Origin of the sequence: Frigoribacterium sp. Leaf172, assembly GCF_001424285.1 — a bacterium.
Lineage (GTDB): Bacteria > Actinomycetota > Actinomycetes > Actinomycetales > Microbacteriaceae > Frigoribacterium.
Window position 1 is genome coordinate 276574 of the sequence record NZ_LMPB01000002.1, and the last position, 16930, is coordinate 293503.

The following is a 16930-nucleotide window of genomic DNA, read 5'->3' on the forward strand; positions in this document are numbered from 1 at the left end:
CAGCCTATCGACGCAGACCCGAGTAGACCTCGAGGGTCCGCTCGGCGATCCGCGACCACGAGAACTCGGCTTCGGCCCGCATGCGCCCGGCGCGCCCCATGAGCTTCGCGAGCCCCGGGTCGGAGACCACGTCGGTGAGGATCCCCGCCAGATCGCGCACGAAGCGATCGGGGTCGGTGGGGGTCCCGGTGCCGTCCTGGACCTGATCGAGGGGCACCACCCGACCGGTGAGACCGTCGGCGACCACCTCGGGGATCCCGCCGGTGCCGGAGCCCACGACGGGCACGCCGCAGGCCATGGCCTCGAGGTTGACGATGCCGAGAGGCTCGTAGATCGACGGGCAGACGAAGGTCGTCGCGGAGGTCAGGACCGCGCTCAGCTCGTGGCGGGGCAGGACGCGATCGATCCAGACCACACCCGTGCGCGCCTCCTGCAGCTCGTGGACGAGCCCGGTCACCTCGGCCATGATCTCGGGAGTGTCCGGGGCGCCCGCGCAGAGCACCAGCTGGACGTCGGGCGGCAGGAGCCGGGCCGCCCGCAGCAGGTAGGGCAGACCCTTCTGACGCGTGATGCGCCCGACGAAGACGACGGACGGTCGGTCGGGATCGATCCCGAGGTCGCGGAGGACCCCCTCGTCGCTGACGGGACGCCACGCGTCGAGGTCGATGCCGTTGTAGACGACGCTGACCTTGCCCTCGTCGATCGTCGGGTACGACCGGAGGATGTCGCGGCGCATGCCCTCGCTCACGGCGATGACGGCGTCGGCGGTCTCGTAGGCCTGTCTCTCGATCCAGCTCGACACGCGGTAGCCGCCGCCGAGCTGCTCGGCCTTCCACGGCCGGAGGGGCTCGAGACTGTGCGCCGTCAGGACGTGAGGCACATCGTGCAGCATCTGCGCCAGCTGCCCGGCCGCGTTCGCGTACCAGGTGTGGCTGTGCACGACATCGGCTCCGGCGACGTCCTGCGCGGCGAGGAGATCGCTGCCGAGGGTCCGGAAGGTGGGGTTGGCGGAGGCCAGCGCCGGCAGCTCCGGGTAGCCCGTGGTGCCGGGCTCGTCGTCGACGTCGCCGAGGGCTCTCACCCGGACGTCGATGGACTCCCGGAGGGCCTTGACGAGCTCGACGACGTGGACGCCGGCGCCTCCGTAGACGTTCGGCGGATATTCCTTGGTGATGACATCGACTCGCACGAGAGTCACCGTAGTCGCGCGGCGACGAAACGTGCCATTCTGACCCCATGGCATCAAAGAAGATCTTCGGCATCGTCCTCGCCGGTGGAGAGGGCAAGCGACTCATGCCCCTCACGGCCGACCGGGCCAAACCGGCCGTCCCGTTCGGCGGCAACTACCGACTGATCGACTTCGCGCTGTCGAACCTCATCAACTCCGGACTGCGTCAGATCGTCGTGCTGACCCAGTACAAGTCGCACAGTCTCGACCGCCACGTCTCGCAGACCTGGTCGATCGAGGGGCTCCTCGGCGCCTACGTCGCGTCGGTCCCGGCCCAGCAGCGACTGGGCAAGCGCTGGTTCGCCGGCAGTGCCGACGCGATCCTCCAGAGCCTCAACCTGCTGCGTGACGAGAAGCCGGACATCGTCGTCGTCGTCGGCGCGGACCACGTCTACCGGATGGACTTCTCGCAGATGATCGAGGCGCACATCGCCTCGGGGGCCGGTGTCACGGTCGCGGCCATCCGCCAGCCCATCTCCCTCGCCGACCAGTTCGGCGTGATCGAGGTCGACTCCGACGATCCCACGCGCATCGGGCGGTTCCTGGAGAAGCCGAAGGACGCCACGGGTCTGCCGGACTCCCCCGACGAGATCCTCGCCTCGATGGGCAACTACGTCTTCGACGCGGACGTCCTCATCGACGCGGTCCTGCGCGACGGCGAGAACCCCGAGTCGGATCACGACATGGGGGGCGACATCGTCCCGGACTTCGTCTCCCGCAAGGACGCCGCGGTCTACGACCTGAACCGCAACGAGGTCCCCGGCTCGACGGAGCGCGACCGGTACTACTGGCGCGACGTCGGCACGATCGACTCGTTCTACGACGCGCACCGCGACCTCATCTCCGCCCTGCCGATCTTCAACCTGTACAACACCGACTGGCCGATCTTCAGTCAGCAGCTCAACTCGCCCCCGGCGAAGTTCGTGCGAGACGGGCACGGGAACCTCGGGACGACCATCGACTCGATCGTCTCGCTCGGCTCCCTGCTCTCGGGCGCTCACGTCGAGCGCAGCGTGCTGGGGCCGTGGAGCACCCTCGACTCGGGATCCCGTGTCGTCGACTCCGTGGTGTTCGAGCGGGCGCACATCGGGCCGAACGCGACCGTCAACCGGGCGATCCTCGACAAGGACGTCGTCATCGCCGAGGGAGCCTCGGTCGGCGTCGATCACGAGGCCGACCGGGCCAGGGGCTTCACGGTGACGCCGTCGGGCATCACGGTGGTGGGCAAGGGCGTCCGGGTCGACCAGTAGTCGTCCGTGCCCACGGGCACCTCTAGGCTGAGCGGGTGCCGCGCTTCCTGACAGTCCTCGACGTCGACTCCACCCTCATCCAGGACGAGGTCATCGAGCTCCTGGCCGAGGCTGCCGGGGTGCGCGACGAGGTGGCGGGCATCACGGACAGGGCTATGGCCGGTGAGCTCGATTTCGCCGAGAGCCTCGCCGCCCGTGTCGCGACGCTCGCCGGGCTGCCCGTCTCCGTCTTCGCCGAGGTATCGGAGCGCCTCCGTCCCACTGGCGGTGCCGATCGACTCGTCGAGGTCGTCCGGTCTCACGGAGGCGTGGTCGGGGTCGTCTCCGGCGGTTTCCACGAGACCCTCGACCCCCTGGCCGGTCGCCTCGGTCTCGATCGCTGGCGCGCCAACCGGCTCGGCGTCGTCTCCGGCCGTCTGACGGGCGAGACCACCGGTCCGATCATCGATGCGGCGGCCAAGGCCGAGTCCCTGAGGACGTGGGCCGAGGAGTTCGGCATCCCCCTGGACCGGACCATCGCGATCGGCGACGGCGCGAACGACCTCGAGATGATGCGCGTCGCGGGTCTCTCGATCGCCTTCAACGCGAAGCCCGTGGTGCGCGCTCAGGCCGATCTGGTCGTGGCCGACCGTGAACTCTCGCAGGTGCTCGCCGTCATGGGACTCTCATCGCGGTGACGAGCCCAGGAGGCGCGGCTCGTCCGAGCGGACCCGCGCCTCCGTCCTCGTCCGTCGCGTCAGTGGCCCATGCCGAGGCCGCCGTCGACGGGGATCACGGCACCTGAGATGTAGGCGGAGTCGTCGCCGGCCAGCCAGGTGATCGTCTTCGCGACCTCGGCCGCGCTGCCGTACCGGCCGGCAGGGATGACCTTCTTGTAGTCGTCCTGGACGTCGTCGGGCAACGCGGCGGTCATGTCCGTCTCGATGAAGCCCGGAGCGATCACGTTCGCGGTGATCCCCCGGCCGCCGAGCTCACGGGTGAGCGAGCGGGCGAAGCCGATGAGAGCGCTCTTCGAGGCGGCGTAGTTGGTCTGACCGGCGCCGCCGTAGAGACCGACCACGCTGGAGACCAGGAGGATCCGGCCGAAGCGGGCTCTGATCATGTTCGTCGACGCCCGCTTGACCACGCGGAACGCTCCCCCGAGGTTGGTGTCGACCACCGACGAGAAGTCCTCCTCCGTCATGCGCATGAGGAGGACGTCCTTGGTGATGCCGGCGTTGGCGACCACGACCTCGACGGGGCCGAGCGCGGCCTCCACCGTGGTGAACGCGGTGTCGACGGACGCCGGGTCGGTCACGTCGGCGACGACCGTGAGCGAACCCTCCGGTCCGCTGCCGCTCCGCGCGGTGACGGCGACTCGGTGGCCTGCTGCCACGAACTCCTCGGCGATCGTGTAGCCGATCCCTCGGTTGCCTCCGGTGATGAGGACTGTTCGGGGGGTGTTCATGGGTGTCTCCTCGATGCGATCTGATGCGGCCCGGTCGACGGGCCATCCTCCAGCCTACTGTCGGCTCGACGCCGTACGATCTGACCAGGCGCCCGACCGAGACGCACCCAGAGTTCGTGAGTGAATTGAAGACATCGCAACCGATCACCTCGCTTCCGCCGTCGCCGGCGGATGATCGTCATGCCCGGATGATCCGCTACCTCGTGGCCATGGGCATCCGGATCGTCTGCATCGCCCTGTGCTTCGTGATCCCGCTCAGCTGGTGGACGCTGCTCCCCGTGGCGGGAGCCGTGCTCATCCCCTACTTCGCCGTCGTGCTGGTCAACGTCGGACACGACCCCGGCCAGAGCGTCGAGCGACCGGGTGCGATCGAGACCTACCGGCAGCCCGAGCAGCCCTGGGCGCCCCCGACGGCGACGCCGAGCTGGCACGAGCCGAGCAGCGACGACGGCTCCGATCGGCGTGCCCCGAAGGGCGACGTCTGATGCTCGGTCTCGGAGCCGTCGGCCCGGACGACGTGCAGTGCTCCCGCGCCGGGTGCGCAGCCGTCGCGACCCGTGCGGTGAACTGGCGCAACCCGAAGATCCACGGCATCGACCGGGTCAAGGTCTGGTCGGCGTGCGACGAGCACGTCGACTTCCTTCAGGAGTTCCTGCTCGCGCGGGACTTCCCCGTCGTGGTCTCGGCCGTCGGCGTCGAGGTGGAGTCGGTCGGGGCGGCCACATGACCGGGTTCCGGTTGCTGCTGTCGAAGAAGTGGCTCGGATACCTCGGGGTCGTCGTGGCCTTCGCGCTGATCTGCGCCATGCTCGCGAACTGGCAATGGAACCGTCACGAAGAGAAGATGGCGGTCGTGCATCAGCTGGAGCAGCGTTACGACGCTCCGCCGGTCCCGGTCGAGGCGGCTCTGCCCGGGGCGTCGTCCTACGATCCGGGCGCCGAGTGGCAGCCGGTCGAGATGCGCGGACGGTACCTCGTCGACGAGACGCTCCTGGTGCGCAATCGCCCCTACAACGGGCAGCCCGGTTTCGCCGTGCTCGTCCCGTTCCAGATCGACGGCGGGCGGGTCTTCGTCGTCGACCGCGGATGGGTGCCCACAGGCAACGATCAGGACGCTCCCGACGTCGTTCCGGCGCCCCCGACGGGGCAGGTCACCGTCGTGGCGCGGATCAAGCCGGGAGAGCCCGCCGTGGGCGACCGCACGGCCGTCGCCGGGACGAACCAGATCGCGACCATCCAGTTGAGCGAGGTCCAGAAGCGGGTCGATCGGGAGATCTACTCGGCTGCCTACGGACAGCTCCTCTCCGAGGACCCGACCCCGGCGACGACCCCGGTCAAGTACGCCGAGCCGGAGATCGACACGGGGCTCAACCTCTCGTACTTCGTGCAGTGGATCATGTTCGCGGCCGGCGCGTTCCTGTTCCTCTTCTACGTCATCCGACAGGAGCAGCGCAACAGCCGGGCCGATGCCGACGAGGCGGCCGAGGCGGCGCGAGAGGGCGACGCGCGCGTCGACGAACGGCCCCGTCGAGGCGCGCGACCGCGGACGCGCGCCCGACATGACGACGACGTCGAGGATGAGATCCTCGACGCCGTCTCGCGGTGAGGCCGAGAGCCTCGTCCCTCAGGCGAGGTTGATGAGCTCGCTGTAGTCCGGGGTCCAGTGGTCCTCCGTGCCCTCGGGCATGATGAGGACGCGCTCCGGGTTCAGAGCCTCGACGGCACCCTCGTCGTGGCTGACCAGGACCACGGCGCCTTCGTAGTTGGCGAGGGCGTCCAGGATCTCGAGGCGGCTGGCGGGGTCGAGGTTGTTCGTGGGCTCGTCGAGCAGCAGGACGTTGGCTCCGGACACGACGATCATCGCGAGAGCGAGGCGCGTCTTCTCACCGCCGGACAGGACGCCGGCGGGCTTGGCGGAGTCGTCCCCCGTGAACAGGAACGAGCCGAGCACCCGGCGCGCCTCCATCTCGGTGATGTTCGGCGAGGAGGACACCATGTTCTCGAGCACGCTGCGCTTGACGTCGATCGTCTCGTGCTCTTGCGCGTAGTAGCCCACCCGGAGCCCGTGCCCCGGCTCGAGCTGGCCGGTGTCGGGCTCGTCCACGCCGGCGAGGATGCGCAGCAGGGTCGTCTTGCCGGCACCGTTGAGCCCGAGGATGACCACCTTGGACCCGCGGTCGATCGCCAGGTCGACAGCCGTGAAGATCTCGAGCGAGCCGTAGCTCTTCGACAGGTTGGAGGCCATGAGGGGCGTCTTGCCGCACGCGACCGGGGTCGGGAACCTGAGCTTCGCGACGCGATCGACGGCACGCACCTCGTCCAACCCGGCGAGGAGCTTCTCGGCCCGGGCGACCATCTGGTGGGCGGCCGCCGCCTTGGACGCCTTCGCTCCGAAGCGGGCGGCCTGCTTCTGCAGAGCCGACGCCTGCTTCTCGGCGTTCGAGCGCTCCTTCTTGCGGCGCTCCTCGTCGGCGGCGCGTTGACGCTGGTAGTTCCGCCATCCCATGTTGTAGATGTCGATGGCCTGGCGGTTCGCATCGAGGTAGAAGACGCGGTTCACGACCTCCTCCACGAGCTCGATGTCGTGACTGATCACGATGACCCCGCCCTGGTAGGTCTTGAGGTACTCGCGGAGCCAGACGACCGAATCGGCGTCGAGGTGGTTGGTCGGCTCGTCGAGGATCATGGTGTCGGCGGCCGAGAACAGGATGCGCGCCAACTCGATGCGACGTCGCTGACCACCCGACAGGGTCGACAGGGGCTGTTCGAGGATGCGGTCGGGGAGGCTGAGGTTGCTGGCGATCGAGGCCGCCTCGGCCTCGGCGGCGTATCCGCCGAGGGCGTTGAAGCGATCGTCGAGGTCGCCGTAGCGCTTCATCGCACGCGCCGCGACGGCGGGGTCGTCGCTGCCCATCTCGATCGAGGCCTCCTGGATGCCCAGGAGGATCTGACCGAGCCCGCGGGCGTCGAGGATGCGCGTGCGGGCGAGATCCTCGGGGTTGCCGCTGCGAGGGTCCTGCGGGAGGTAGCCGATCTCGCCCGTCTTCTCGATGGTGCCGCCGGTGGGCAGCGTCTCACCGGCGAGCGTCTTGGTCATCGTGGTCTTGCCGGCGCCGTTCCGGCCGACGAGGCCGATCTTGTCGCCCTTGTCGACGCGGAACGTCACGTCTTCCATCAGCAGGCGCGCGCCGACGCGGATCTCGAGGTCGTGCACGGAAAGCACAGCAGAAGTCCAATCGATTGGGGAGGTGTCCACAACGCCGCCCGCCGTTGGGTCGCCCCTAAAATGATCACATCGTGTCGTGAGGGGCCGTGCGCATGGGAGTCGACCCGCCCTCAGGCCGATCAACCTACCCATTCTAGGAGACTGCATGACGAACGCCACCGCAACGACCTCCCGGCCGGTGCTCGCCGACCGGTTCGTCACCTCGAGCCGCGCCACCGACGTGGCCCTCGTGCTCGGCGGCGTCGCCGTCGTCTCGGTGCTCGCGCAGGTCCAGGTCCCTCTGTGGCCCGTCCCCGTCACCGGTCAGACGCTCGGCGTCATGCTGGTCGGCGCGAGCCTCGGCGCCCGAAGAGGAGCGCTCTCGCTCCTCACCTACCTCGTGCTCGGCGTCGCCGGACTCCCGATCTTCGCGGAGTTCACGGGCGGGCCGCTCAGCGTTCTCAAGCCGAGCTTCGGATTCGTCATCGGCTTCGTCTTCACCGCGGCCCTCATCGGCTGGCTCTCCGAGCGCGACTGGGACAAGCACTGGTTCCGCTCGGCCGCGGCCTTCTTCGCCGCGAGTCTCGTCCCCTTCGCCGTCGGACTCCCCTACCTCGCCGTGGTCCTCGCACAGCTCGGCTACCCGCACGACCCGGCGAGCGTCCTGGCCGCCGGTCTCTACCCGTTCATCGTGGGCGGTGTGGCCAAGTGGCTCATCGCCGCCGCTACGCTCCCCCTCGCGTGGAGGATGCTCGACCGACGTTCACGCTGAGGCGGCCGGTCTCGAGCCGGTCTCCGCGCCTCCTCGGCATTCTCTTCCGAGAGCAGAAGAACCCCCGACCAGCACGTGGTCGGGGGTTCTTCTCGCTTGCGGCCTCAGATCGAGAAGCCGATGGAGCGCATCATGTCGCGCCCGTCGTCTGTGATCCGGTCGGGGCCCCACGGCGGCATCCAGACCCAGTTGATGCGGAACGCGTCGACGACCCCGTCCAGAGCGTTGGCCGTATCAGCCTCGATGACGTCCGTGAGAGGACAGCCGGCCGAGGTGAGCGTCATGCTGATGATGAGCGCGTTCTCGTGCTCTTCGTCCATCGCCAGGTCGTAGATGAGACCGAGGTCGACGATGTTGACACCGAGTTCGGGGTCGACGACCTCCTTCAGCGCCTCGGCGACCTCGTCGAACTTCTCGGGTGCGAGGGCGACGGCCATGCTCAGCTCACCGCCGCGGCGGCTTCGGCGGCAGCCGCGGTGACGTAGCGGTCGTAGCCCTCGTCCTCGAGGCGATCAGCCAGTTCGGGCCCGCCCTGCTCGGCGACATGACCGTCGACGAAGACGTGGACGAAGTCCGGCTTGATGTACCGCAGGATGCGCGTGTAGTGCGTGATCATCAGCAGTCCGAGGCCGGTGTTGGCCTTCGCGCGGTTGACGCCCTCGGAGACGATCTTCAGCGCATCGACGTCGAGGCCGGAGTCGGTCTCGTCGAGGACGGCGAACTTGGGCTTCAGCAGTTCGAGCTGCATGATCTCGTGGCGCTTCTTCTCGCCTCCCGAGAAGCCCTCGTTGACGTTCCGCTCGGCGAAGGAGGGGTCCATCTTGAGGTCCGACATGTGCGTCCGCAGGTCCTTGACCCAGCTGCGGATCGCCGGAGCCTCGCCGTCGAGCGCCGTCTTGGCGGTGCGGAGGAAGTTCGCGACGGTCACGCCGGGGATCTCGACCGGATACTGCATGGCGAGGAAGAGCCCGGCCTTGGCCCGCTCGTCGACGGTCATGTCGAGGACCTCGCGGCCGTCGAGCAGGATGGAGCCGCCGTCGACGTTGTACCGCGGGTGTCCGGCGATCGTGTAGGCGAGCGTGGACTTGCCGGAGCCGTTCGGGCCCATGACGGCGTGGATCTCGCCCTCGTTGATGGTGAGGTCGACGCCCTTGAGGATGGGCTTGACGCCCTGGTCGGTGTCGATGCTGACCTTGAGGTCGCGGATCTCGAGAGTGGACATGATGCTTATTCCTTACTGCGCGACGCCCGCCGGCGAAGGCGTGGCACTGGTGTCGACGTACACGTCGCCGTCGACGACGGAGACGGCGAAGACCGGGACGGGTTCGTAGGCGGGGAGGGTCAACGGCTTGCCGGTGGTGAGCTCGAACTTGGACCCGTGAGCCCAGCACTCGAGCGTGTCGTCTTCGACGAACCCCTCGGCGAGCGAGATGTCGCCGTGGGTGCACGTGTCGCCGATCGCATGGATGACGCCCGCGCTGTCCTTGACGACGGCGATGGCGACACCGTCGACGACGACGCGGAGAGCCTGCGACGGGGTGACGTCGTCGGCGGCGCAGACCTTGACGGTCATCGGCGGACCGCCCCGGTGCCGGGTGCCTGGGTCAGTTCGACCTCGAGCGCGGTGATGAGTCGATCCTGGAGCCCGGGCTCGCCGATCTTCTGCACGACCTCGCTGAGGAACCCGAGGACGACCAGCCTGCGGGCCTCGTCTTCGGAGATCCCGCGCGACTGGAGGTAGAACAGGTGCTCGTCGTCGAAGCGACCGGTCGCACTGGCGTGACCGGCACCCTGGATGTCGCCGGTCTCGATCTCGAGGTTCGGGATCGAGTCGGCGCGGGTCCCCTCGCTGAGCACGAGGTTGCGGTTCTGCTCGTAGCTGTCGGTGCCCGGAGCCGTGCGTCCGATGAGGACGTCGCCGATCCAGACGGTGCGAGCACCCTCGCCCTGGAGGGCGCCCTTGTAGTTGACACGGCTGCGCGAGTTGGGGGCGTCGTGATTGACGTACACCTGCTGCTCGAGGTGCTGTCCGGCATCGGCGAAGTAGACGCCGTAGAGCTCCGTGTCGGAGCCCTGGCCGGCCAGGTGGGCCGACGGGTTCACGCGGACGATCGAACCGCCGAGGCTGACGACGAAGTGCTTGAGCTGCGCGTCACGACCGATCGTGGCGAAGTGGCTCGCCAGGTGAACGGCATCGTCGTCCCACTCCTGGAGGGTGACGACGGTGAGGTGCGCGCCGTCCTCGACCACGATCTCGACGTTCTCGACGAGCTGCGCTGCCCCGGTGTTCCGGAGGACGACGAGCGAGGTCGTGTGAGCCGCGGCGTGGATCAGCGTGTGCCCGGCCCGGGGTTCGCGGTCGAGTCCCGATCGGCCGATCGTGATGGTCGAGGGCTCCTCGCCGGTCAGCGAGACGAGCAGCACCTTCTCGGTGCTGGACCACGCATTGGCGGAGGCCTTGTCCTCCGGGGTGCCGGCGCGGCCCACCCGCGGGTCGGTGGGGTCGATCCAGTCGACCGCCGCCCCTCCGGTCTCCCGGGCCAGGTACGCGTAAGGGGACCCGTCGAGGACGCCGTCGATGAGGGGCCGGAGGCGCGTCACCGGGCTGAGCTTCCAGTCCACCTCGCGACCGGTCACCTCGGCGAACGCCGCGGGATCGGTCGACGAGAAGCGGGCCGACCTCGTCTGGACGGGGACGAGGCTCCAGCCGCCGTCGGTGTGGGCTCCGGCGCCGTGCTGCGTGCGCTCGGAGGTGCTGCTGTCTGTGGTGGTGGGTGCTGCGGCGGACATCTAGCCGACTGATCCTTCCATGCTCATCTCGATGAGCTTGTTGAGTTCGAGCGCGTACTCCATCGGGAGCTCGCGGGCGATGGGCTCGATGAATCCACGGACGATCATCGCCATGGCCTCGTCTTCGGCCATGCCGCGCGACATGAGATAGAAGAGCTGCTCCTCGCTGACCCGCGAGACGGTCGCCTCGTGACCCAGCTGCACGTCGTCGACGCGGATGTCGATCGCCGGATACGTGTCGGAGCGGGAGATCGTGTCGACGAGCAGCGCGTCGCACCGCACGGTGTTCGCGGAGTGGTGAGCCGACGGGTCGACGCGGATCTCGCCGCGGTACCCGGCGCGTCCGCCCCCTCGGGCGATCGACTTCGAGACGATCGACGAGGTCGTGTACGGAGCCATGTGGACCATCTTCGCGCCGGCGTCCTGGTGCTGGCCGGGACCGGCGAAGGCCACCGAGAGCGTCTCGCCCTTCGCGTGCTCGCCGACCAGGTAGATGGACGGGTACTTCATCGTCACCTTGGAGCCGATGTTGCCGTCGATCCACTCCATGGTCGCGCCCTCGTGGGCGATGGCGCGCTTGGTGACGAGGTTGTAGACGTTGTTGGACCAGTTCTGGATCGTCGTGTACCGCACGCGGGCGTTCTTCTTCACGATGATCTCGACGACGGCCGAGTGCAGCGAGTCCGACTTGTAGATCGGCGCCGTGCAGCCCTCGATGTAGTGGACGTAGCTGTCCTCGTCGGCGATGATCAGCGTCCGCTCGAACTGGCCCATGTTCTCGGTGTTGATGCGGAAGTACGCCTGCAACGGGATCTCCACGTGCACGCCCTTCGGCACGTAGACGAACGAGCCGCCCGACCACACGGAGGTGTTGAGCGCGGCGAACTTGTTGTCTCCGGCGGGGATGACGGTGCCGAAGTACTCCTGGAACAGCTCGGGGTGCTCACGCAGCGCCGTGTCCGTGTCCATGAAGATGACGCCCTGCTCCTCCAGGTCCTCGCGGATCTGGTGGTAGACGACCTCGGACTCGTACTGGGCGGCGACGCCGGCGACGAGTCGATTGCGCTCCGCCTCGGGGATGCCGAGCTTCTCGTAGGTGTTCTTGATGTCGTCGGGGAGGTCGTCCCACGTCGTCGCCTGCTTCTCGGTGGAGCGGACGAAGTACTTGATGTTGTCGAAGTCGATGCCGGAGAGGTCGGCGCCCCAGGTCGGCATGGGCTTCTTCTCGAAGAGCGCGAGGCCCTTGAGGCGGTTCTTGAGCATCCACTCCGGCTCGCCCTTCAGGGCGGAGATGTCGGAGACGACCTCGGGAGACACTCCCCGGCGCGCCGAGGCGCCCGCGGCGTCGGAGTCGGCCCAGCCGAACTCGTACTGTCCCAGGCTCTCGAGCTCGGGTCGGTCGATCAACACGTCTGACATCTCTTACCTCTTCCTTCTGCTGGACCGAACACGGGGAGTCGGATGACCATTCCCGTGCTTTCCTGCGGACGCGCCTCGTCGAGACGCGCTCTCTTGGTGGCCCAGACACTCGCGATACGAGGTGAACACACCGTCGGGCGTGATCCACGCTCCAGACGACCTTATTCACGGCCGGATGACAGGTGTGCGTTGCCTAGACTTGAGCCGCGCGGAGTGGCCATGCCACCCGCTCGCACAGCGGTCTGAGCAGACCATCGGCGTCGTCGTCGACACCGTGCCGGGTTGTGTTCCTGAACCCGTTGATTCTACAGGTCGAAGCGCCGAAAGCGACGAAAGGCAACAGTTCGTGAGCAACACACAGGTGGGTCCCGCCGGAGCACTGTCCCGAGTGCGGTCGTGGCTGCCCACGACCGTCGACCGTCGTGTCCGCATCATCGCCTGGGCGTCCTTCGCCTGCCAGGTGCTGCTCATCGGCACAGGAGGCGCGGTGCGGCTCACCGGATCCGGGCTCGGCTGCCCGACATGGCCGCGGTGCACGGCCGACTCGTTCGTGAGCACGCCGGAGATGGGCATCCACGGCGTCATCGAGTTCGGCAACCGTCTGCTGACGTTCGTCCTGACGGTCGTGGTGATCCTCGCCTTCCTCGCGGTGATCCGGATGCGGGCGGTGCGTCGCGACCTGTTCCTCCTGACGCTCGTCCAGGGGCTCGGCATCCCGTTCCAGGCCGCCCTCGGGGGCATCACCGTGCTCACCGGTCTGAATCCCTACATCGTCGGCGCCCACTTCGTGGTGTCGATCTTCCTCGTGGCGTTGACCACCGTCCTCCTCTGGCGTGTGCACCGAGGACCCCGCGGGTCGCACGCCGCGACACCCCGCGGCTACGCACGCCTGGTGCACGCCGCCGCCGGCGTGGTGGGCGTCACCGTCGTCGTCGGGATCCTCACGACGGGTTCGGGCCCGCACGCAGGCGACGCCGCGACTCCCCGCAACGGCCTGGACCCCGCCGTGATGGACCACGTGCACAGCTGGCCCGCCTACGCGACACTCGTGCTCACGCTCGCCATCGTCGCCTGGACCTTGCGGGCGGGACTCCCCCGTCGGTTCCCCCTGCTGCTGCTCGGGGTGGAGCTCGTCCAGATCGCCGTGGGGATCACGCAGGCGCGCACCGGCCTCCCCCCGATCCTGGTCGGCTCGCACATGGTCCTCTCGGCGCTCCTGGTCGGCGCCATGACGGCGGTCGTGCTGTCGCTGCGGAACGAGCAGGCCCCGGATGAGATCGATGCGCCGGTGGCCGTGGAGGACGCTCGGGTCTGATCGCCCTCTCCCTGACGACCCACCGGGCCGGCGCTCGAGGCGCGTCTTAGGTACCCGACGTCCTAACGACGGTCGTCGGACGGACGCACGAATGCCCCGGGCGCGAGCCCGGGGCATTCGTCTTCCGCTCTCCGAGTCGCCGCGTGACGGCGAGGTCGCAGACCTAGAACGGGAGCAGCGGGTCGATCCCGACGGCGATGAAGAGCAGGGTCAGATACGTGATGGAGCTGTGGAACACGCGCATGGGGCGGACCTCGGCGACGTGCTGGATGGCCCGACTGTAGAGACGGTGCGCCTCCCAGATGAACCAGAGGCCGCTGGACGCGGCGACGACGGTGTAGAGCACGCCCATGCCGGCGACCGGGACGAGCAGGAGGGAGCAGACGACGGTCGCCCAGGCGTACAGGATGACCTGCAGCCCGACGATCGACCGGCCACGGACGACGGCGAGCATGGGGACGTCGGCCGCCGCGTAATCGTCCCGGTACTTCATCGAGAGCGGCCAGTAATGCGGAGGCGTCCACAGGAAGATCACCATGAAGAGGATGACGGGCGTCCAGGTGAGGCTGCCGGTCACGGCGGCCCAGCCGATCAGGACGGGCATGCACCCCGCGATGCCGCCCCAGACAATGTTCTGCGGGGTGCGGCGCTTGAGCCAGAGCGTGTACACGACGACGTAGAACAGGATGGCGCCGAGCGACAGAGCGGCCGACAGGAGATTGACCGTCAGGGCCAGCCAGGCGATCGATGCGACGCCGACGACGTAGGAGAAGATCAGAGCCTCGCGGTCGGTCACCTCCCCCGTCACCAGCGGGCGACCCTGCGTCCGCTTCATGATGCGGTCGATGTCGCGGTCGATGTAGCAGTTGAAGGCCGAGGCGGAGCCGGCGCTCAGCGCACCGCCGATCAGCGTCGCGGCGACCAGCCACAGGTTGGGGACGCCGCCCTGGGCCAGGAACATGGTCGGGGCGGTCGTGACGAGCAGGAGCTCCATGACCCGGGGTTTCGTGAGGGCCACGTAGGCCCGAGCCTTGCGACGGATGCCCCGGGGTTCGGTGTCGGGGCGGGTGTCAACGGCTGCGGTCATGAGTCCTCTAACGAGATGAGCGGTTTGCTCGAAAAGTCTAGGCGATGATCGTCGACGGTGACGGCTCTCTGGGAGTCACATGCGGGCGGGACCGGCACGTTCGTCCCTATACTGACAGGTGCTTGCCAGTCGCACGCCCGTTCGGCGCTGGAATCTCCGACACCGGAACCCACTTCCCGTCCTGATCCCACCCTGCGGTGTGCGTTCGACCGAAGCCGACGACGTCTCGGCAGGCGCATGTCAGCGCGGGAGCGAATCGACCCCGCGCAATCCGCATCAAGAAGGGTCAACTCCACGTGGCAGATCTGCAATGGGAATCCATTGACAACAAGGCCGTCGACACCGTCCGCGTCCTCGCGGCCGATTCGGTCGAGAAGGTCGGTAACGGCCACCCGGGAACGGCGATGAGCCTCGCGCCCGCCGCCTACCTCCTGTTCCAGAAGGTCATGCGTCGTGACCCCAGTGACAGCGAATGGATCGGTCGCGACCGCTTCATCCTCTCCGTCGGCCACAGCTCGCTGACGCAGTACGTCCAGTTCTACCTCGGCGGCTACGGACTCGAGCTCGACGATCTGAAGGCGCTCCGCACCTGGGGATCCAAGACCCCCGGTCACCCCGAGTACGGCCACACCGATGGCGTCGAGATCACGACCGGCCCGCTCGGCCAGGGCCTCGCCTCAGCCGTCGGCATGGCCTACGCGGCGCGCTTCGAGCGCGGCCTGTTCGACCCCGAGGCGGCCGTCGGCACCTCGCCGTTCGACCACCACGTCTACGTCATCGCCGGCGACGGCGACCTGCAGGAGGGCGTGACCAGCGAGGCGTCGTCACTCGCCGGTCACCAGCAGCTCGGCAACCTCGTCGTCATCTACGACTCCAACCAGATCTCCATCGAGGACGACACGAACATCGCCTTCACGGAGGACGTCCACAAGCGCTACGAGTCGTACGACTGGCACGTGCAGGTCGTCGACTGGAAGAAGACGGGCGAGTACGTCGAAGACGTGCAGGCGCTGAACGACGCCGTCGAGGCGGCCAAGGCCGAGACCGGCAAGCCCTCCCTCATCATCCTGAAGACCATCATCGGATGGCCTTCGCCCAAGAAGCAGAACAGCGGCAAGATCCACGGCTCGGCGCTCGGCGCGGAGGAGCTCGCGGGCCTCAAGGAGGTCCTCGGCTTCGATCCCGAGAAGAGCTTCGACGTCGACCCCGAGGTCCTCGCTCACACCCGCAAGGCCGTCGAGCGCGGCCAGGCGCAGCACGCCGAGTGGACCGAGTCGTTCGACCGGTGGGCCGAGGCCAACCCCGACAAGAAGGTGCTCCTCGACCGCGTCCTGGCTGGGGATCTCCCCGAGGGTCTCGACGAGGCGCTGCCCGTCTTCCCGACCGACAAAGAGGTGTCGACCCGCGCCGCGTCCGGCAAGGTCATCAACGCCATCGCCGGAGTCGTCCCCGAGTTCTGGGGCGGGTCCGCCGACCTCGCCGAGTCGAACCTCACGACGATCGCCGGCGGCGGCTCGTTCGTCCCGAGCGAGTGGTCGACGCACGAGTGGCAGGGCAACCCCTACGGTCGCGTGCTGCACTTCGGGATCCGCGAGCACGCCATGGGCGCGATCATGAACGGAATCGCCCTGCACGGGAACACCCGCGTCTTCGGCGGCACGTTCCTGATCTTCAGCGACTACATGCGCCCTGCGGTGCGTCTCGCCGCGCTGATGAAGTCCCCCGTCACCTACGTCTGGACCCACGACTCCGTGGCCCTCGGCGAAGACGGACCGACCCACCAGCCGGTCGAGCAGCTCGCCGCCCTCCGTGCCATCCCCGACTTCGACGTCGTCCGTCCGGCCGACGCGAACGAGACGGCGTGGGCCTGGAAGACGATCCTCGAGCGCCACAGCGGACCCGCCGGTCTCGCCCTCAGCCGTCAGAACCTGCCGGTCTTCGAGCGCGGCGAGGGCGATGCCTCCGGTGAGGAGTTCGCCTCCGCCAAGAACGTCGCCAAGGGCGCGTACGTGCTCGCCGAGGCTCCGGGAGGCACGCCTGACGTCATCCTGATCGCCACCGGCTCCGAGGTGCAGATCGCCGTCGAGGCCCGCGAGGTGCTCCGCGGCGAGGGCGTCAACGCCCGTGTCGTCTCCGCCCCGAGCCTCGAATGGTTCGACGAGCAGAGCGCCGAGTACAAGGAGTCCGTCCTGCCCGCCGCCGTCAAGGCCCGGGTCTCGATCGAAGCCGGGGTCTCGCTCCCGTGGCGTGGCATCGTGGGCGACGCCGGACGCAGCATCTCGATCGAGCACTTCGGTGCCTCCGCCGACTACAAGACGCTGTACCGGGAGTTCGGGATCACCACCGAAGCCACCGTCGCCGCCGTCAAGGACTCGCTGGCCGCTCTCTGAGCGCCGACGAAGAGAAGAGAAGAAGACA

17 protein-coding genes are annotated in these 16930 nt (G+C 68.3%); 8 read left to right on the plus strand and 9 right to left on the minus strand.

What is annotated here, in order from left to right; all coding sequences use genetic code 11:
* Positions 1–4 precede the first annotated feature (4 nt).
* On the minus strand, positions 5–1189 hold the full coding sequence (gene glgA / locus ASF89_RS07600; protein WP_055814788.1) for a glycogen synthase: 1185 nt from the start codon (positions 1187–1189) through the stop codon (positions 5–7).
* Between the two features lie 47 nt (positions 1190–1236).
* On the opposite strand from glgA, the gene glgC reads away from it, so the two are divergent.
* Together glgC and serB are read left to right on the plus strand one after the other, a co-directional pair.
* On the plus strand, positions 1237–2478 hold the full coding sequence (gene glgC / locus ASF89_RS07605) for a glucose-1-phosphate adenylyltransferase (RefSeq protein WP_055797550.1): 1242 nt from the start codon (positions 1237–1239) through the stop codon (positions 2476–2478).
* Between the two features lie 35 nt (positions 2479–2513).
* A complete protein-coding gene (gene serB, locus ASF89_RS07610) occupies positions 2514–3155 on the plus strand; it encodes a phosphoserine phosphatase SerB (protein ID WP_055813557.1) in 642 nt (213 codons plus the stop codon).
* A gap of 59 nt (positions 3156–3214) precedes the next feature.
* Here the strand turns inward: serB and fabG are convergent, their stop codons facing one another.
* Complete coding sequence (gene fabG / locus ASF89_RS07615; protein ID WP_055813560.1) at positions 3215–3925, minus strand: 3-oxoacyl-ACP reductase FabG; 711 nt, start codon at positions 3923–3925, stop codon at positions 3215–3217.
* A 116-nt stretch (positions 3926–4041) separates the two neighbouring features.
* Here fabG and ASF89_RS07620 point away from each other — a divergent pair, with 116 nt between their 5' ends.
* The 3 genes from ASF89_RS07620 to ASF89_RS07630 are packed head-to-tail and all read left to right on the plus strand — an operon-like array spanning position 4042 to position 5530.
* Entirely contained in the window at positions 4042–4410 is a 369-nt protein-coding gene (locus tag ASF89_RS07620) for a DUF3099 domain-containing protein (RefSeq protein WP_255354978.1), read from the plus strand.
* Positions 4410–4652, plus strand: coding sequence for a hypothetical protein (locus ASF89_RS07625; protein ID WP_055813563.1), 243 nt, complete (start codon positions 4410–4412; stop codon positions 4650–4652). The genes ASF89_RS07620 and ASF89_RS07625 overlap by 1 nt, the downstream gene beginning before the upstream one ends.
* The gene (locus tag ASF89_RS07630) at positions 4649–5530 is read left to right on the plus strand and encodes an SURF1 family protein (RefSeq protein WP_055813566.1); all 882 of its coding nucleotides are present in this window, start codon (positions 4649–4651) and stop codon (positions 5528–5530) included. The genes ASF89_RS07625 and ASF89_RS07630 overlap by 4 nt, the downstream gene beginning before the upstream one ends.
* Positions 5531–5548: 18 nt before the next feature.
* Here the strand turns inward: ASF89_RS07630 and ASF89_RS07635 are convergent, their stop codons facing one another.
* Entirely contained in the window at positions 5549–7147 is a 1599-nt protein-coding gene (locus ASF89_RS07635; RefSeq protein WP_055797536.1) for an ABC-F family ATP-binding cassette domain-containing protein, read from the minus strand.
* A gap of 148 nt (positions 7148–7295) precedes the next feature.
* On the opposite strand from ASF89_RS07635, the gene ASF89_RS07640 reads away from it, so the two are divergent.
* Positions 7296–7901 (plus strand): biotin transporter BioY, encoded by a 606-nt coding sequence (locus ASF89_RS07640; RefSeq protein ID WP_055813569.1) that lies wholly within the window; start codon positions 7296–7298, stop codon positions 7899–7901.
* Between the two features lie 104 nt (positions 7902–8005).
* Here ASF89_RS07640 and ASF89_RS07645 read toward each other — a convergent pair whose 3' ends face one another.
* Genes ASF89_RS07645 through sufB form a run of 5 tightly spaced genes read right to left on the minus strand, consistent with a single transcriptional unit; the run spans position 8006 to position 12110 of the window.
* The gene (locus ASF89_RS07645; RefSeq protein ID WP_055797530.1) at positions 8006–8338 is read right to left on the minus strand and encodes a metal-sulfur cluster assembly factor; all 333 of its coding nucleotides are present in this window, start codon (positions 8336–8338) and stop codon (positions 8006–8008) included.
* Positions 8339–8340: 2 nt separating this feature from the next.
* On the minus strand, positions 8341–9123 hold the full coding sequence (gene sufC / locus ASF89_RS07650) for a Fe-S cluster assembly ATPase SufC (RefSeq protein WP_055813572.1): 783 nt from the start codon (positions 9121–9123) through the stop codon (positions 8341–8343).
* A gap of 12 nt (positions 9124–9135) precedes the next feature.
* Positions 9136–9474, minus strand: coding sequence for a non-heme iron oxygenase ferredoxin subunit (locus ASF89_RS07655; RefSeq protein WP_055797524.1), 339 nt, complete (start codon positions 9472–9474; stop codon positions 9136–9138).
* Positions 9471–10691 carry a Fe-S cluster assembly protein SufD gene (gene sufD, locus ASF89_RS07660; RefSeq protein ID WP_055813575.1) on the minus strand — a complete coding sequence of 407 codons (1221 nt, stop codon included), beginning with the start codon at positions 10689–10691 and terminating at the stop codon, positions 9471–9473. Before sufD ends, ASF89_RS07655 begins: the two co-directional genes overlap by 4 nt.
* Positions 10692–12110, minus strand: coding sequence for a Fe-S cluster assembly protein SufB (gene sufB, locus ASF89_RS07665; protein WP_055797516.1), 1419 nt, complete (start codon positions 12108–12110; stop codon positions 10692–10694).
* 346 nt (positions 12111–12456) lie between these two features.
* On the opposite strand from sufB, the gene ASF89_RS07670 reads away from it, so the two are divergent.
* Positions 12457–13425, plus strand: a complete 969-nt coding sequence (locus tag ASF89_RS07670; RefSeq protein ID WP_235484047.1) for a heme A synthase — start codon at positions 12457–12459, stop codon at positions 13423–13425.
* A gap of 163 nt (positions 13426–13588) precedes the next feature.
* On the opposite strand, the gene ASF89_RS07675 is transcribed toward ASF89_RS07670, so the two are convergent.
* Positions 13589–14512 (minus strand): heme o synthase, encoded by a 924-nt coding sequence (locus ASF89_RS07675; RefSeq protein WP_055797510.1) that lies wholly within the window; start codon positions 14510–14512, stop codon positions 13589–13591.
* 296 nt (positions 14513–14808) lie between these two features.
* Between ASF89_RS07675 and tkt the strand changes: the two genes are divergently transcribed.
* The gene (tkt, locus tag ASF89_RS07680) at positions 14809–16902 is read left to right on the plus strand and encodes a transketolase (RefSeq protein ID WP_055797507.1); all 2094 of its coding nucleotides are present in this window, start codon (positions 14809–14811) and stop codon (positions 16900–16902) included.
* The last annotated feature ends 28 nt before the right edge of the window (positions 16903–16930 follow it).

Bases quoted from the DNA above. Each gene is read 5' to 3' on its own strand.
- glgC (WP_055797550.1), top strand. From the start codon at position 1,237: ATGGCATCAAAGAAGATCTTCGGCATCGTCCTCGCCGGTGGAGAGGGC.
- fabG (WP_055813560.1), bottom strand. From the start codon at position 3,925: ATGAACACCCCCCGAACAGTCCTCATCACCGGAGGCAACCGAGGGATC.
- ASF89_RS07625 (WP_055813563.1), top strand. From the start codon at position 4,410: ATGCTCGGTCTCGGAGCCGTCGGCCCGGACGACGTGCAGTGCTCCCGC.
- ASF89_RS07630 (WP_055813566.1), top strand. From the start codon at position 4,649: ATGACCGGGTTCCGGTTGCTGCTGTCGAAGAAGTGGCTCGGATACCTC.
- ASF89_RS07640 (WP_055813569.1), top strand. From the start codon at position 7,296: ATGACGAACGCCACCGCAACGACCTCCCGGCCGGTGCTCGCCGACCGG.
- ASF89_RS07645 (WP_055797530.1), bottom strand. From the start codon at position 8,338: ATGGCCGTCGCCCTCGCACCCGAGAAGTTCGACGAGGTCGCCGAGGCG.
- sufC (WP_055813572.1), bottom strand. From the start codon at position 9,123: ATGTCCACTCTCGAGATCCGCGACCTCAAGGTCAGCATCGACACCGAC.
- ASF89_RS07655 (WP_055797524.1), bottom strand. From the start codon at position 9,474: ATGACCGTCAAGGTCTGCGCCGCCGACGACGTCACCCCGTCGCAGGCT.
- sufD (WP_055813575.1), bottom strand. From the start codon at position 10,691: ATGTCCGCCGCAGCACCCACCACCACAGACAGCAGCACCTCCGAGCGC.
- sufB (WP_055797516.1), bottom strand. From the start codon at position 12,110: ATGTCAGACGTGTTGATCGACCGACCCGAGCTCGAGAGCCTGGGACAG.
- ASF89_RS07675 (WP_055797510.1), bottom strand. From the start codon at position 14,512: ATGACCGCAGCCGTTGACACCCGCCCCGACACCGAACCCCGGGGCATC.